This window comes from Streptomyces sp. CRCS-T-1, from assembly GCF_024442335.1.
Lineage (GTDB): Bacteria > Actinomycetota > Actinomycetes > Streptomycetales > Streptomycetaceae > Streptomyces > Streptomyces koelreuteriae.
In genome coordinates this window covers 3824254-3839508 of sequence record NZ_CP101651.1, presented here as the reverse complement: position 1 = coordinate 3839508, position 15255 = coordinate 3824254, and the positions used below count along the sequence as shown (strand labels likewise).

Sequence of the window (15255 nt, the reverse complement as noted above, 5' to 3'; positions counted from 1 at the left end):
GGCCATGACGTGCCCGAATAAGCCATCGTCGTACCTGACGGGGGAAAAGGGGACCTTCAAGTGAGGACGAAGCCGACTATGCGTAACAGAATGCTTCGCTCGGTGCTTGTCGCCGCCTTCTCCGCCGTTGTGGCCCTCGGCACCCTGAGTGGCTTCTCCGATGCGAAGGACGATGTTCGGGCGAACAGCAGCTGGCCGTCTGTTGCCGTGAACACCAACGGCGCGAGCAACAGCAGTTGGCCGAGCTCCGGGGCAGCGGAATCCGGGAGCTGATCGTGACCACTCCACCCGACGACCGCTCCTTCCGCCGTGAAATGGCCACCGCCTACCGCTCCGGCTGGCACTTCATCGACCTGGTCACCGCCATCCCCCACAGCGGTGACTCGTTGATGGTGACCGTGTTCGGCGAACCGGTGGTCGTCACGCGGGACGAGGACGAGGACGTGCGGGCTTACCGGTGTCTGCGGCGGCCTCGGGGGGCGCCGCAGCCCGTGCGATGTGCCGTGCGATACGGAATGATCTTTGTGAACCTGGACCAAAGGGACCACGAGCAGGTGGACGCCGAGTCTCCTGCCCCGAGGACCATCTCTGCCACCCCCCGCAGTGCCTGACGCGATTCCCCCGTCGTAACAGATCGCTCAGGTGCTTCCCCGCAGCGGCGTCACCGTGACCTGAACACGGTGACGCCGCTGCAGTTTTGGGGGACATTTCCTGGAATCGGCCTGGTCACGCGGTGGCCGGAAGCAATCGATCACCGGTGTGGATTTTCACTTCGCCCAACCTCGCTCACCCGCGCCCCATCGCCCGCGTCAGCTCGATCTCGATCACCACGCGCGCCGGGTTGGGCGACGGGGTCCGGCCGTAGCGCTCGGCGTAGCGGCGTTCCGCCTCCGCGACCCGGTCGGGCTCGGCGTGGACGAAGGCCCGGCCCTCCAGCGTGGCCCACCGCTTGCCCTCCATCTGGCAGACCGCGACGGCCGCCCCCCGCTCCCCGGCGGCCAGTACATGGCGCACCTTGGTGCTCGCCTTGTTCGTGATGACCCGAGCCAGACGGGCCTCGGGATCGTATGTGACTCCGACGGGTACCACGTGCGGAGTGCCGTCCGGGCGGGGAGTCGTCAGGGTGCAGACGTGCCGCTCGCGCCAGAAGGCGAAGTACGGCTGGTCGGGGGCACCCGGATCGACGGAGTACTTGGTGGCCATGGACCGGAACATAGCCGCTCGCGTACTCCCGGATCCGGCCTTGAGTGGAATAGACTCAACTTTATGTACGCTGATTGAGTCAGTGCACTCAGTCGGTGTGCTGATCGGGTCAGTGCAAGGAGGAGGAGAACGCGAACGTGGACGCCGAGCTGACCAACCGGAGCCGGGACGCGATCAACGCGGCCAGCAACCGGGCCGTGACCGAGGGGCACCCCGACCTCACCCCCGCCCATCTGCTGCTCTCGCTGCTTCAAGGCCAGGACAACGAGAACATCACCGATCTGCTCGCGGCGGTCGACGCCGACCAGGCGGCCGTACGGGCGGGCGCCGAGCGCGTGCTCGCCGGGCTGCCCAGTGTGACCGGCTCCACCGTCGCGCCGCCCCAGCCCAACCGCGAGATGCTCGCCGTCGTCGCCGACGCGCAGGCCCGCGCCAAGGAGCTCGGCGACGAGTACCTGTCGACCGAGCACCTGCTCATCGGCATCGCCGCGAAGGGCGGCGCGGCCGGCGAGGTGCTCGCCCAGCAGGGCGCCGACGCCAAGAAGCTGCAGGCCGCCTTCCAGAAGACACGGGGACAGCGACGCGTGACCACGGCCGACCCCGAGGGGCAGTACAAGGCTCTGGAGAAGTTCGGCACCGACTTCACCGCCGCCGCGCGGGAAGGGAAGCTCGACCCGGTCATCGGGCGGGACCAGGAGATCCGGCGCGTCGTGCAGGTGCTCAGCCGCCGGACGAAGAACAACCCCGTGCTGATCGGCGAGCCCGGCGTCGGCAAGACCGCCGTCGTCGAGGGGCTCGCCCAGCGGATCGTGAAGGGCGATGTGCCCGAGTCGCTGAAGGACAAGCGGCTCGTCGCGCTCGACCTGGGCGCGATGGTCGCCGGGGCGAAGTACCGGGGCGAGTTCGAGGAGCGGCTGAAGACCGTCCTGGCCGAGATCAAGGACTCCGACGGGCAGATCATCACCTTCATCGACGAGCTGCACACGGTCGTCGGGGCCGGGGCGGGCGGCGACTCCGCCATGGACGCCGGCAACATGCTGAAGCCGATGCTCGCGCGCGGTGAGCTGCGCATGGTCGGCGCGACGACCCTCGACGAGTACCGCGAGCGCATCGAGAAGGACCCCGCCCTGGAGCGCCGCTTCCAGCAGGTGCTGGTCGCCGAGCCGACCGTCGAGGACTCCATCGCGATCCTGCGCGGACTCAAGGGGCGCTACGAGGCCCACCACAAGGTGCAGATCGCGGACAGCGCCCTGGTCGCCGCCGCGTCGCTGTCCGACCGGTACATCACCTCCCGCTTCCTGCCCGACAAGGCCATCGACCTCGTCGACGAGGCGGCCTCCCGCCTCCGCATGGAGATCGACTCCTCGCCCGTCGAGATCGACGAACTCCAGCGCGCCGTCGACCGGTTGAAGATGGAGGAGCTGGCGATCGGCAAGGAGACCGACGCCGCCTCCCGCGAGCGCCTGGACAAGCTGCGCCGCGACCTCGCCGACAAGGAGGAGGAGCTGCGCGGCCTCACCGCCCGCTGGGAGAAGGAGAAGCAGTCCCTCAACCGCGTCGGTGAACTGAAGGAACGCCTCGACGAGGTACGCGGCCAGGCCGAACGCGCCCAGCGCGACGGCGACTTCGACACCGCCTCCAAGCTCCTCTACGGCGAGATTCCCGCTCTGGAGAAGGAGCTGGAGGCCGCCTCCGAGGCCGAGGAAGAGGTCGCGAAGGACACCATGGTCAAGGAGGAGGTCGGCTCCGACGACATCGCCGACGTCGTCGCCTCCTGGACCGGCATCCCGGCCGGGCGCCTGCTGGAGGGCGAGACGCAGAAGCTGCTGCGTATGGAGGACGAGCTGGGCAAGCGTCTCATCGGCCAGACCGAGGCGGTGCGCGCGGTCTCCGACGCCGTACGACGCTCCCGGGCCGGCATCGCCGACCCCGACCGCCCCACCGGCTCCTTCCTCTTCCTCGGCCCGACCGGCGTCGGCAAGACCGAACTGGCCAAGGCCCTCGCCGACTTCCTCTTCGACGACGAGCGGGCGATGGTCCGTATCGACATGTCGGAGTACAGCGAGAAGCACAGCGTGGCCCGCCTGGTCGGCGCCCCGCCCGGATACGTCGGCTACGAGGAGGGCGGCCAGCTCACCGAGGCCGTGCGCCGACGGCCGTACTCCGTCGTCCTCCTCGACGAGGTGGAGAAGGCCCACCCCGAGGTCTTCGACATCCTGCTCCAGGTGCTGGACGACGGCCGGCTCACCGACGGCCAGGGCCGCACGGTCGACTTCCGCAACACGATCCTGGTGCTGACGTCGAACCTGGGCAGCCAGTTCCTGGTCGACCCGGTGACCAGCGAGGAGGAGAAGAAGGAGCAGGTCCTGGAGGTGGTGCGGACCTCCTTCAAGCCGGAGTTCCTCAACCGCCTGGACGACCTGGTCGTCTTCGCCGCGCTGACCAAGCCCGAGCTGGAGCGCATCGCGAAGCTCCAGCTGGAGCGCCTGGCCAAGCGCCTCGCCGAGCGGCGCCTCACCCTGGACATCACGCCCGGGGCCCTGGCCTGGCTCGCCGAGGAGGGCATGGACCCGGCCTACGGCGCCCGCCCGCTGCGCCGCCTCGTCCAGTCCGCCATCGGCGACCGCCTCGCCAAGGAGATCCTCTCCGGCGAGATCAAGGACGGCGACACGGTCCGGGTGGACCGCTACGAGGAGGGCCTGATCGTGGGCCCGGCGACGGGCAAGACGCTCTAGCGCCTCACATCGTGAACGCGCCTCACATCGTGAACGCCGAGAACCGCACCAGCGCGGTCTCGGCGTTCACGTACTCCACCCGCACCTGCACCACGTGTGCCTCGGCCGAGGCGGGCAGTCCGTCCTCGTGGGTCACATCGAGACACAGGGCGCCGCAGGGGTCGCCCGTGCGGATCTCCGGCGCGTGCGGATACGTCTCCCGCAGCCAGCCGCGTACGTCCTCGCGCGGCATCCGCAGCACCGCCGTGTACGCGATGTCGATGCCGTGCTGCATGGTGCAGCGGTCGGGCCGGGCGTTCGCGGGGCGCTGGGCTCCGCCGAAGCCCAGTGCCTCCGCGCAGGACACCTTCGCCGGGCCGCCCGCGCGGGGGTCGTCCTCGTCCGACAGCGCCCAGGTGAACAGGCCGATGATCAGGAACCCGAGGACGAGCACGGGCAGGGCCAGGATCGGCAGGGCCACTCCCCACCGGGTGCGCCCCCTGCCCGTTTCCGGCCGGTCGTCCGCTGCCGCCACGGTGATCCCCTCCTCCATGTCCGCCGGTGAGGAGGACGGGCCCGGGTACTCGGAGGTTGCGCCTGTCCGGATCGTGTCAGCCGAGGGCTGACAGGGTCTGTCGGGGCTTGCCACCCCCCTCCCCGCATGGGGGAGGATGGCGGAATCCGTACGAAGGGAAATTCACGGTGACCATCGACCCGTCCTCGATTCCGAACTTCGGGGGCCAGCCCGAGCCGCAGCCCGGCGGCCCGGCCGGCCCCGTCGTCCCGGATCAGGACCTCGTGAAGCAGCTCCTCGACCAGATGGAGCTCAAGTACGTCGTCGACGACGAGGGTGACCTCGCGGCGCCGTGGGAGCAGTTCCGCACCTACTTCATGTTCCGGGGTGAGGGAGACCAGCAGGTCTTCTCCGTGCGGACGTTCTACGACCGGCCCCATGAGATCGAGGCGAAGCCGCAGATCCTGGAGTCGATCGACGACTGGAACCGCCGCACCCTGTGGCCCAAGGTCTACAGCCACACCCACGACGACGGCACGGTCCGCCTCATCGGCGAGGCCCAGATGCTGATCGGCATGGGCGTCAGCCTGGAGCACTTCGTCTCCTCGACGGTCAGCTGGGTGCGCGCGGCGATCGAGTTCGACAAGTGGCTCATCGAGCAGCTCGGTCTCGAGGAGGAGATCAACGAGGCGGAGAAGCCCGAGGACGAGGAGTAGGCCCCCCGAGGCCCCGCCCCAGCGGCGCGTCGGCGCGTACGAGCAGGACAGGTACGTGCTGTACGCGCCGTACGCCTTTTCAGCTCAGCCAGCCCTTCTCGTGGGCGAGCAGCGCGGCCTCCACCCGGTTCGCGGCGCCGAGGCGGCGCATGATCGTGGACAGGTGCTTGCGGTAGGTGCGCACCGACACCCCGAGGCGCCGCGCCGCGGTCTCGTCCTTGTCGGCCTCCCTGAGCAGGGCGAGGATCTCGCGTTCGATGTCGGACGGCATGTCCGCGTCCTCGCCGGGGAGTTCCTCCGCCGCCTCCCACATGCGCTCGAAGAGCGTGACCAGCGTGGCCACCAGTCCGGGTTCACGCACCAGCAGCGCCCCCACCGAGGTGTGCGCGGGGTTGATCGGGGTCAGCGCGGCCGACCGGTCGACGATGATCACGCGCTCGATGGGGTGGTGGGAGATCCGCACCTCGGCACCGTGCGAGACGAGCTCACGCATATAGGTGAGCGTGGTGTCGTCCTGCATGATCGCGGACCCCATGATCATGCGCATCCGCACGCCACGGCGCAGCAACCGCATGTTGATCGGGTGCGAGACGGCGATCGACTCCTCGGTCAGGACGCCGGTCGGCTCGGTGGTCAGGTCCTCGGTCCGGGCGAAGAAGGTCAGCTCGTCGATGGCTTCCCGGACGGCCTCGATTCCGTGCAGCTGCGTGATCATCTGGCCGCCGTCGGCGGCGTCCGAGCGGGGCGAGGAGGGGGCGGTCAGGCGCTCCAGGAACAGGGACTCGATGACCGAGTGCCGTGTGGCCTCGCTCTCCAGCTCCTCCCGCAGGCGGCGCAGCCGGCCGTCGATCAACGCGTCCACGGCCCGGGGCGGAGGGACCGGGCGGACCGCGCCCTGGGTGTTCCGGGTGGCGATCCCCAACGCCACCAGCCGGTCCAGGGCCGACTCCTCGAACGGCGGGTGCGAGTCCGGACCGGGTTCCTGGGTGCCGGACGCAGGCGAGGACGAGCCGCGTCTCAGGAGGGTGCGGTACAGCCGTTCCTCTTCCTCGTTCACGCCCAGGAAAGCAAGCGGATTGCCCATGTGTCTCCCCCTGTTGATGATCGATCACACATGCGGTCCCTGGAATCCTTGAGCGCCCGCACTCGACTGTCAATGACGGATTATCAACATATGTCCGTTAGTTCTGGTATCGCACAGCCAATTCGGTGACGGCGGGCGGGCGGGGCGTGAGGGCCGCCGCTGCAACTTGAGGAATCCGCGTGTGCAGCAAGCTGCGCGCGAATGGCCTCGTGGCGGCCCTCGCCAGACGGCAGAGTCGTTCTCGCAAGGCAGCGCGAACAGCGCAGAACGAAAACGCCGCATCGAGCATCGAGGAGACATCCGTGAACCGCGCCACGTCCCGCAGCACGAAGTCGTTCCGTCGTCGTGGACACGTCGTCGTCGGTCTGCTGACCGCGGGGATGATCGCCCTGGCGGGCCAGGGAACGGCCTTCGCCGCCGAGAAGCCGGCGGGGAGCCGGACGGTGGCGGAGTCGGCGGCGGTGACGGAGACGGTCGCGGCGACGGAGACGGTTGCCGCGTCGGCGTCGGAGCGCGGGGCCGGCAACGGGAGGGCGTTCGTCCCGGGCGCCGACCCCCTCGCGTGGCTCCAGCTCATCGGCGACCTGCTGCCCGGCCCGGTCGCGCTGCCGAAGAACAACAACGACTGGAAGTAGTCAGCGGCAGCGGCCGGCCCGACATCACGACCCAGGAGAACCCGACGCCATGACCGACTACTCCGTGCTCCTCCCTTGCGTACCCCGCCGTCTGGAGCAGGCACTCCCCTTCGCCGGACTGGTCCGGTGGACCGGGGCGAGGCGCCTCTGGCAGGGACAGGCCATGGTGATGGAGCCCCACCAGACCTTCACCGGTCTGGCCGGGGCCGGGTTCCGGGTCCCGACCGGCTTCGGCGTCACGCTGATGCCCCTGCGCCACCCGTACGAGGCGGCTCTGCAAGCGCGGTCCGTGGCCCTGGCCACCGGGGAACCGGTGATCGCGGGCTTCGGCCCGGGAGCCAGGGCCTTCCAGGAGAACATCCTCGGAGCGCCGTACGAGAAGCCGCTCCAGGTGGCGCGCCAGTACGTGACGGCCGTGCGCCGGCTGCTCGACGGCGAGACGGTCGCCATGGACGGCCCGCACTTCACCTTCCGGGGCCAGCTGGCCCCGGCCGCGGCACCCAGGGTCGACGTGGGCCTGGGTGTGCTGCGGCCGGGTATGGCCCGGCTGGCGGGCGAGGTGGCGGACGTCGTGATCACCTGGCTGACGCCGCCCGGATATCTGCGGGACGTGATCCTGCCCGCGGTGGCGGAGGGCGCGGCGCGGGCGGGGCGGACGTCACTGCCCCGTGTCGTCGCCATGGTTCCCGCGGGACTGGAGAAGGAGGGGCGCGAGGGCGCCGGGCCCGAACGGCTGGCTCTGGCGGGAAACGCGCCGCACATGCAGGCCCCGCACTATCTGGACATGCTCGGCCGGGCCGGTGTGGACGTCGGTTCGGGGCGGATCGAGGACGTGGCGCGCGGTGTCGTGGAGACCGGCGCGTTCGCGGGCGGCGATCTGCCGCAGGTGGTCAAGGCGCTCCGGGCCTACGAAGAGGTGGGGGTGGACGAGATCGTCCTGAACACCACCGCCGTGCACAAGCTCTTCGGAGCCCAGGAGTCGCTCGCGGACCTGTCGGCGATCCTGCGGTCGGTGACGGCACCGCACTGACCGATCGCTCGCCGCCCGCTCGTGGCTGACCGCTCGAACCCGATTCCCTGCTGCCCGGACGCAGAGGGGGAAGCAGACCAGTAAAGGACCCATCTGGCATGGACATGACAGCTCGTGCACGCCTGAAGCAGCACCTCATCTCCTGGGCCACCGCCGCCCCGCTCGCCGGGCCCGCCGGCCCCGGCGTCGGCACGCTCGTCCTGGCCGACGCGGCGCACATCCCCGCCGTCACGGCCGCCGGGCTCGTCGGCCCCCGCACCCTGCTGCTGGCACCCGACGACGGCACCGGCGTTCTCGCCCCCGCCGTCGGCTACCAGGGCAGCCTCACGGAACCCGGCGACGAGTTCTCCAACGGCCAGGACTTCTTCCTGCAGACCCACGCCTACGCCGCCAGTCCCTTCATGACCGTCTTCGGCCCGACCGTCATACGCGTCTTCGACGGCAACGACTTCGAGGCCTTCCTCGCCGACGCCGACCGGGCGCTCGCCGAGGGCGTCTTCCCCGAGTTCCTCATCACCTCCTCGGTGCTGCTGGCCGACCCGGCCGCCCTGAGCGGTGCTCCCGACCCGGCGGACGGACCGGCCCTGCGTCTCTACGCCGACCGGAACGGGCAGCTGTCCACCAGCCCCACCGGAGCGGTGCTCGGCACGCTCGACGACACCCTCGGCACCCTCACCGAACGCTTCGCCCGGACCGGATCCGGCGCCGCCGCGCTGGACGCGGCACTGCCGGCCGGGACACGGGCGGAGGCCCTGCGCGCACGCCCCTTCCTGGCCCGCTACCTCGAAGCCGTCGGCGCGCTGCGCGGCCTCATGGCACGCGGAGCCACCGGACTGCGGGTCTCCGGGTTCGGCTCCCGGCTGACGCCCGGCCTCGCCGAGACCGGCGCCGACGCCGACCTGGCGGACCCGACCCTGCCGATCGTGCTGTACGGGGGCGGGGACGGGGAGGCGCACATCGTGGCCGGCAGCCGCCTGTTCGCCGTCGACCGCCGGGCCGCCCAGGCCCTGGAGTGCCTCCTCGCGACCTCCGGAGAGCCGGGCGACCTCGTCCCCGCCGCCGAGCTGGACCAGCTGGCCGACCTGTTCTCCCGCCACGACCTGTCGCTGCCCGCACCGGTGCGCGTTCCGGCGGCCGCGCGATGAGCGCCCCCGCGATGCCCGTCGCGACGACGGTCGGCGAGACGACGACGGTCCATGAGACGACGCGGGCCCGCGAGACCGCGGCGACCGACGGGTCTGTGACGGTCCGCGAGACCTCGGCGGCCGATGGGTCCACGTCGGGCCGCGAGGCAGGGAAGGGCAATGGGTCCACGTCGGGCCATGAGACCGCGACGGGCGACAGGCCCGCGACGCGGTACGAGGCCGCGACGGCCCACGCATCCACCCTTGCCGCCCGCCGGATCGCCGCGCTCGGTGACCGGGCCCGGGTCTGCGGGCTGTACGACGCCCTCGGAGCCCCGCTCTACCACGACCTCGCCACCTACGACGACCCGGAGACCCGGGCCCTGCTGACCGCCGTGCGGACGACGCCCGGACCCGTGCTCGATCTCGCGGCCGGCTCGGGGCGGTTCACGCTGCCGCTGCTCGCCATCGGCCGGGAGGTCACCGCCCTCGATCTGTCCACCGACATGCTGGCGCTGCTGCGGACCGCACTGGACCGGGCTCCGGCGTCGATGCGAGAGCGCTGCACCGTGGTGCGGGGCGACATGTCCCGCTTCGCGCTCGGACAGCGGTTCCCGCGCATCCTGCTGGGCACCACCTCGCTCTCGCTCCTGGACGAGGACGGCCGCGCGGGCCTGTACCGCGGCGTCCTCGCACACCTGGCCGAAGGCGGCCGGTTCCTGCTGACCGTCCTGGAGCGGGGCGACTGCGACGCCCCCGACGAGACGGCCGTGCGGGTCACCGGAGCCGGCGGCACCGTCTACGAGCTGTACGAGCACTGGCCCGCCGGCGCCGACAGCCGCACGGTCACCCTGCTGCCCGCCGACCCGCCGCGAGGCGACAGCCCTGTCACGGTCTGTACGGACCGCGTGGCCGTCCTCGACCTGCCGCGCCTGGAGGAAGAGCTCGCCGCGTCCGGCCTGACCATCACCTCCCGCCAGCTCCTCTCCCCGCCCGGCGAGCGTCACCGCGTGACACTCCTGACCACGGAAGCCTCCCGATGACCGCGCTCTGGCCCTACCTCATACCGCCCTCCAGCCACGGCGACGACAGCCTCTGCGCCGTCGGCGCCGCCGGACACCGCGTCACCTTCGCGGACGGCAGCACCGCACTCGACGCCGACAGCGGGCTGTGGAACGTGAACCTCGGCTACGGCAACCCCCGCATCGCCGAGGCCATCGCCGAAGCCGCCCAGCACGCCTCCTACCTCGGTGCCTTCCGCTTCGAGAACAGCTACGCCCGCCGCGCCGCCGAGGACCTGCTGCGGGTCTGCGGGCCCGGCCACTACGACCGGGTGCTGTTCTCCACCGGCGGCGGAGTCGCCAACGACGCGGTCATGAAACTGGCGCGGATCCATCACGCCGCACAGGGGCAGCCCGGCCGCAACCTGGTGGTCGCCCTGCGGGGCAGCTTCCACGGACTGACCTTCGGCGGGTTCGCCCTGACCGGGGAGGACCTGGGCCAGCGGGTCTACGGAGTGGACCAGCGGCTGATCCGCCACGTCACCCCGAACGACACCGCCGAACTCGGCCGGCTGATGGCCGCCCTCGGCAGCCAGGTCGCCGCGGTCGTCGTGGAACCCGTCGTCGGCACCGGCACCCTCCCGCTCGACGCGTCGTTCGTGGCCGAACTGGTCCGCCTGCGCGACGAGCACGGCTTCCTCCTGGTCGCCGACGAGGTCGCCACCGGCTTCGGCCGCACCGGAAGCTGGTTCGCCTCCGAGAGCTGGCCGGGCCTGCCCGACGTACTCGTCACCTCCAAGGGCCTGACCAACGGCGCCTGCCCCGCCGCCGCCCTGGTGATGTCCCACCGGGTGACCCGGCCCCTGGTCGAGCACGACACGATGTTCGCCCACGCCGAGACCCAGGGCGCGACCGCCCTCGCCTGCGCCGCCATCAGCGCCACGATCTCCGAGATGGAGCGCCTCGACGCGGTCACGGCGGGCCGCAACGTCGCCGCCTGGCTCCAGCAGGGCCTCGCGGAACTGGTCGAGCGGCACCCCCTCGCCACCCACCTCACCGGCGTCGGCTGCTTCCGCACCCTGCATCTGACCCACCCGGACGGCCGCGCCCTGGCCGGCACGGACGTCGCCGACCTCGTCACCCGCATCCGGCACGCGGGCGCCATCGTCCACCCCGGACCCTCCGGCATCCAGCTCGTGCCCTCCCTGACCTACAGCCCCGCCGAGGTCGCCGAGCTCATGACCTGCGTCGAGGAAGGACTCGACAGCCTGCTGCCGGCGCCCTCCCTGGCCGCGAGGAGCTGACACCGTGCCCGTCTCCCTCGACACCTACGACCGGATTCCCGTCCTGCTGCGGGAACTGCGCCCCACCGGCGTGACCGTCCTGGCCGACCCGGCCGTGGCCGACCACGCCGTCACCCGGAAGGTCCTCGCCGAGACCGCCCGCGCCGGGTTCACGCCCACCCGGGCGGTCACCCCGGCGGACGCGGGGATGCCGGCCGTCGAGGCCGCCGCCTCCCGGCTCTCTCCCGGTGAGCTGGTCGTCGGTGTCGGCGGGGGCAGCACCCTCGACTTCGCGAAGCTCACCGCCGCTGTCGGACGCCGCCCCGAACTCCTGCGCTACCTGACCTCCGGGCAGCGCAGCGGACTGGTGGCGCTCCCGCTGCCGTGGGGGGAACACGCCGAGGTCCTCGCCGTCCCCACCACCCTGGGCACCGGCAGCGAGTCGGGACCCGTGGCCTGCTTCCCCCACCGGGACGGCAAACGCATCGCCATGGGGGAGTGCCTGCGCCCCCGCGCCGCACTCCGGGTGCCCGAGGCCACCGAGACCCTCCCGGGGCACCTCGTCATGGACGGCGTACTCGAAGCGATCTTCAGGACCGTCATCCCGTACAGCAGCGACATCCTCGACCTTCCCGAACAGGACGCCGCAGTGGAGGACTTGGCGGGCCGCCTGCTCACGGTCGGCGACGAACTGGCCCGGTGCCTCGCCGCCGGACTGCCGGCCCCGGCGCCCGGGAGGCTGCGGGCCGCCCGGCTCAGCGCCGAGAGCCAGCACGGAGCTATCAACATCGGCCGCAACCCGTACGCGGTGAAGTGCTGGGCCCTCGCCAACGAGCTCTCCACCACGCTGGGCCTGGCCAAGATGCGCGCGGTGTCCGCACTGTGGCCGGTCGTGTGGCGGCAGGCCCTGCGGGGCGACACGCGCTTCGGCAGCGCCGACCGCGTCCACAGGCTGTGGGAGCGACTGCGGCAGCGGGCCCCCTGGCTCGCGCCGCGGCCCGACGACGGTCTCGAACAGCTCATGCTGCGCTGGCGGATCGACCGCACCGTGCACCTCGCCCCGCACCTGCGCCACCCCATCGCTCTGCGCAGCGTGCGCGCCTGGGGCGCCGGACTTCCCACCCTCGCCGGGTTGAGCGCCGACGACATCGTCGCGCTCCTCGCCGAGGCCACCGAGCCGACCGCCTCCACGGCCGGTTCCCCCGAACCCCTCCCGGCGGCCTGAGCGCCTGACCCGGAGGAGCACCAGCACCACCCGCAACATCCGCAATACCCGCACCGATCGGCATCACCGAACCCACAACACGAGGAGAACACCATGGCGCACAACAACTCGGTCGAGCAGGAGCTGCAGGAGCTCGGCACCGAGCTGGAGATGCAGGAGCTGGAGACCCTGGAGGCCCCGGGCTGGGCCACCAGCGCCGGCGTCAGCGTCGGCATCTCGATCGTCTCCGTCGCCTGGAGCCTCACCTGACCGAGCCGGTCCCGCCGGCCCGATCCACCACCCCGTCCGCAGAACTTCTCAGAGAGGCACCTGACATGAGCGAGAACCTGGGCACCGTCGAGAACATCGAGCACGCCGAGCCCGTCGAGCTGGAGATGCAGGAGCTCGAGGCCCTGGAGGCCCCGGGCTGGGGCACCTGGAGCGTCGCCTTCTCCACCGGCGTCTCGGTCGGCGTCTCGGTCACCCTGACCTGATCACTGCCCAGAACCCCCAAGAAGAACTTCTCAGAGAGGCATCTGACATGAGCGAGAACCTGGGCACCGTCGAGAACATCGAGCACGCCGAGCCCGTCGAGCTGGAGATGCAGGAGCTCGAGGCCCTGGAGGCCCCGGGCTGGGGCACCTGGAGCGTCGCCTTCTCCACCGGCGTCTCGGTCGGCGTCTCGGTCACCCTGACCTGATCGCCCGGCAATCGTCGCACCACTCACATCACTCCGTAGAACTCCGCAGAGAGGCACCTGACATGAGCGAGAACCTGGGCACCGTCGAGAACATCGAGCCCGTCGAGCTGGAGATGCAGGAGCTGGAGGCCCTCGAGGCCCCCGGTTTCTGGACCGGCGTCTCCGTCGGCACGGCCATCAGCGCCTCCGTCGCCACCTCCATCACCCTCACCTGAGAGCGACACCGGCGAGCGCACTGACGCGACGGGAGACGGAGTAGCCGGCTCCCCTTCGCAAGCTGGAGCCCCCTCGGGCGACACCGAGGATCTGCGGTGGTCCGGCCGGCCCGTCCGGCCGGACCCCCGCAAGGGTGCACCGCGCTCTCCCACTCCCCGCAGCCGTCCCGATAGGAAACTCCATGAGCGCTGTCACGAGTCCACCACCGCCCACCGTCCCGGCCCACGCCCGGCGCCCCCGCCTCGCCCCGAGCGCCGAGGTCCACTCGCCGGCCGACGGCCAGGGCGACTGGGTCCTCCAGCACGGCGCCCGCTATGTACGGATCAACGAGAAGGTCGCGGATCTCGTCCAGGAGCTGGACGGGGAGCGCGACCACGAGACCCTCGCCGCCCGGCTGGGCGGTGCCTGGAACACCGAGCGGGTGGGCAGCGCGATCTCGCGGCTCGACTCGCTCAAGCTGCTCGACGACGGGGAGACCCCGGCACCCGCCGTCGCCCCCCGCTTCCAGATCGTCCCGCCCATGACGCTCCAGCTCACGCTGCTGCGGCCGGGACGCACCATGCAGGCCCTGGGCCCGCTGTTCGCCCGCCTCTTCTCCCGGGGCGCCGTGGCGGCCGCACTGCTCTGCGTCCTGCTCGGTGTCGTCGCCCTCGCGGCCCAGTGGGAAGCGGTCGCGGTGACGCTGAACAGCCCCCTGTCCGCAGGCACGTTCGCCGGAGTGCTCTTCGCTCTGCTGCTCGGGGTGTCCATCCACGAGCTGGGCCACGCCGCCGTGCTCATCCGCTACGGGGGCCGCCCCTCACGCATCGGCGTCATGCTCTTCTACCTGATGCCGGCGTTCTTCTGCGACGTCTCCGACGCCTGGCGCCTTCCGGCCCGCAAGCAGCGGGTCCACACGGCCCTCGCGGGGCCGGCGGTCCAGACGTCCCTGGCGGCCGCCTCGGCCCTCGCGGCCTGGCCCATGACGGACGGCACCGCCAAGACCTGCCTGCTCTTCTTCGCGGTCACCAGCTACGGAACGGCCCTGCTCAACCTGACGCCGTTCATCAAACTCGACGGCTACATCGCCCTCATGAGCCATGTGGACATCCCCTACCTGCGCGACCGCGCCATGGCCGACGCCCGCCGCACGCTCGCCCGGTTCCTGTTCGGCGGCACCTACCAGCGCGAACTGCCCACCCGCTGGACCATCGCGTACGGCTTCGCCTGCCTCGCCTTCCCCGTGTACTTCCTGAGCGCCGCCCTCCACACCTGGCTCGGCACCCTTCAGCGGGTCGGCTGGGTGGGGCTCCTGATGGCCGCCTCCGGACTCTCGTACCTCGCGTGGATCGTGATCCGCGGCGCCCTCCGGCTCGCCGCCGAGGTGAAGGCCGCCGGCGTCCGCCCGCTCCGGGCCGGAGCCGTCTGCACGCTGCTGGCCGCTCTCGCGTGCGCCGCGATGTTCCTGCCGGCCCGTCAGACGGCGGCCGCCGCCTACGTCACCGACGCCGGCGGCACCCGCCTGGTCCTGCCGGAGGGCTCCCCGACCGACCGGATACGCCCCGGGCAGCAGGTGACGCTGCGGACGAACGGCCTGATGCTGAACGACCCCGTCGCCACCGCCCGGGTGGGATCCGCCCCGTCCGGCGAGACCGAGGTCCCGGTCTCCGCGTACTTCCCCGTCGACGTGGGAGACACCGTGCTCATGGACTCGACCGCCTATCCGCTGGACCTCGCCCGTACCCCCGCGCCGGCCACCGGCACCGCCGAGGTCGAGCTCGGCAGCGTGCCCCTGTGGAAGTCCCTGCACCGCACCTACGTGCTTCCGTTCCTGCCCTTCTGACCCTGGAGA

General features: G+C 71.4%; 18 protein-coding genes. 15 read left to right on the top strand and 3 right to left on the bottom strand.

What is annotated here, in order from left to right; all coding sequences use genetic code 11:
• The first annotated feature begins 90 nt into the window (after nucleotides 1-90).
• Both NNW99_RS39140 and NNW99_RS17195 read left to right on the top strand, forming a co-directional pair.
• The gene (locus NNW99_RS39140) at nucleotides 91-273 is read left to right on the top strand and encodes a hypothetical protein (RefSeq protein WP_370869203.1); all 183 of its coding nucleotides are present in this window, start codon (nucleotides 91-93) and stop codon (nucleotides 271-273) included.
• Nucleotides 274-275: 2 nt separating this feature from the next.
• Nucleotides 276-611 carry a hypothetical protein gene (locus NNW99_RS17195; protein WP_184594372.1) on the top strand — a complete coding sequence of 112 codons (336 nt, stop codon included), beginning with the start codon at nucleotides 276-278 and terminating at the stop codon, nucleotides 609-611.
• A 175-nt stretch (nucleotides 612-786) separates the two neighbouring features.
• On the opposite strand, the gene NNW99_RS17190 is transcribed toward NNW99_RS17195, so the two are convergent.
• Complete coding sequence (locus NNW99_RS17190) at nucleotides 787-1203, bottom strand: pyridoxamine 5'-phosphate oxidase family protein (RefSeq protein WP_215120029.1); 417 nt, start codon at nucleotides 1201-1203, stop codon at nucleotides 787-789.
• A 137-nt stretch (nucleotides 1204-1340) separates the two neighbouring features.
• On the opposite strand from NNW99_RS17190, the gene clpB reads away from it, so the two are divergent.
• Nucleotides 1341-3938 (top strand): ATP-dependent chaperone ClpB, encoded by a 2598-nt coding sequence (clpB, locus tag NNW99_RS17185; protein WP_215120028.1) that lies wholly within the window; start codon nucleotides 1341-1343, stop codon nucleotides 3936-3938.
• Nucleotides 3939-3960: 22 nt separating this feature from the next.
• On the opposite strand, the gene NNW99_RS17180 is transcribed toward clpB, so the two are convergent.
• Nucleotides 3961-4452, bottom strand: a complete 492-nt coding sequence (locus NNW99_RS17180; RefSeq protein ID WP_251057831.1) for a hypothetical protein — start codon at nucleotides 4450-4452, stop codon at nucleotides 3961-3963.
• Between the two features lie 167 nt (nucleotides 4453-4619).
• Here NNW99_RS17180 and NNW99_RS17175 point away from each other — a divergent pair, with 167 nt between their 5' ends.
• Entirely contained in the window at nucleotides 4620-5147 is a 528-nt protein-coding gene (locus NNW99_RS17175; RefSeq protein WP_031142427.1) for a YbjN domain-containing protein, read from the top strand.
• 79 nt (nucleotides 5148-5226) lie between these two features.
• Here NNW99_RS17175 and NNW99_RS17170 read toward each other — a convergent pair whose 3' ends face one another.
• The gene (locus tag NNW99_RS17170; protein ID WP_215120027.1) at nucleotides 5227-6231 is read right to left on the bottom strand and encodes a LuxR C-terminal-related transcriptional regulator; all 1005 of its coding nucleotides are present in this window, start codon (nucleotides 6229-6231) and stop codon (nucleotides 5227-5229) included.
• A 302-nt stretch (nucleotides 6232-6533) separates the two neighbouring features.
• Here NNW99_RS17170 and NNW99_RS17165 point away from each other — a divergent pair, with 302 nt between their 5' ends.
• The 11 genes from NNW99_RS17165 (at nucleotide 6534) to mpaP (ending at nucleotide 15246) form a co-directional block, all read left to right on the top strand.
• Nucleotides 6534-6866 (top strand): hypothetical protein, encoded by a 333-nt coding sequence (locus NNW99_RS17165; RefSeq protein ID WP_215120026.1) that lies wholly within the window; start codon nucleotides 6534-6536, stop codon nucleotides 6864-6866.
• A 49-nt stretch (nucleotides 6867-6915) separates the two neighbouring features.
• The gene (locus tag NNW99_RS17160) at nucleotides 6916-7896 is read left to right on the top strand and encodes an LLM class flavin-dependent oxidoreductase (RefSeq protein ID WP_215120025.1); all 981 of its coding nucleotides are present in this window, start codon (nucleotides 6916-6918) and stop codon (nucleotides 7894-7896) included.
• Nucleotides 7897-7994: 98 nt separating this feature from the next.
• Nucleotides 7995-9041, top strand: a complete 1047-nt coding sequence (gene mpaB, locus NNW99_RS17155; protein WP_215120024.1) for a daptide biosynthesis RiPP recognition protein — start codon at nucleotides 7995-7997, stop codon at nucleotides 9039-9041.
• Between the two features lie 11 nt (nucleotides 9042-9052).
• Entirely contained in the window at nucleotides 9053-10063 is a 1011-nt protein-coding gene (gene mpaM / locus NNW99_RS17150) for a daptide-type RiPP biosynthesis methyltransferase (protein WP_215120023.1), read from the top strand.
• On the top strand, nucleotides 10060-11325 hold the full coding sequence (gene mpaD / locus NNW99_RS17145) for a daptide-type RiPP biosynthesis aminotransferase (RefSeq protein ID WP_215120022.1): 1266 nt from the start codon (nucleotides 10060-10062) through the stop codon (nucleotides 11323-11325). The genes mpaM and mpaD overlap by 4 nt, the downstream gene beginning before the upstream one ends.
• Before the next feature lie 4 nt (nucleotides 11326-11329).
• Nucleotides 11330-12529, top strand: a complete 1200-nt coding sequence (gene mpaC, locus NNW99_RS17140) for a daptide-type RiPP biosynthesis dehydogenase (protein ID WP_215120021.1) — start codon at nucleotides 11330-11332, stop codon at nucleotides 12527-12529.
• A gap of 93 nt (nucleotides 12530-12622) precedes the next feature.
• A complete protein-coding gene (locus NNW99_RS17135; RefSeq protein WP_215120020.1) occupies nucleotides 12623-12778 on the top strand; it encodes a daptide-type RiPP in 156 nt (51 codons plus the stop codon).
• 65 nt (nucleotides 12779-12843) lie between these two features.
• Complete coding sequence (locus tag NNW99_RS17130; RefSeq protein WP_215120019.1) at nucleotides 12844-13002, top strand: daptide-type RiPP; 159 nt, start codon at nucleotides 12844-12846, stop codon at nucleotides 13000-13002.
• Nucleotides 13003-13049: 47 nt separating this feature from the next.
• Entirely contained in the window at nucleotides 13050-13208 is a 159-nt protein-coding gene (locus NNW99_RS17125) for a daptide-type RiPP (protein ID WP_215120019.1), read from the top strand.
• Between the two features lie 62 nt (nucleotides 13209-13270).
• A complete protein-coding gene (locus NNW99_RS17120) occupies nucleotides 13271-13423 on the top strand; it encodes a daptide-type RiPP (protein ID WP_215120018.1) in 153 nt (50 codons plus the stop codon).
• Between the two features lie 182 nt (nucleotides 13424-13605).
• Nucleotides 13606-15246, top strand: a complete 1641-nt coding sequence (gene mpaP / locus NNW99_RS17115) for a daptide biosynthesis intramembrane metalloprotease (RefSeq protein ID WP_215120017.1) — start codon at nucleotides 13606-13608, stop codon at nucleotides 15244-15246.
• Nucleotides 15247-15255: the final 9 nt, after the last annotated feature.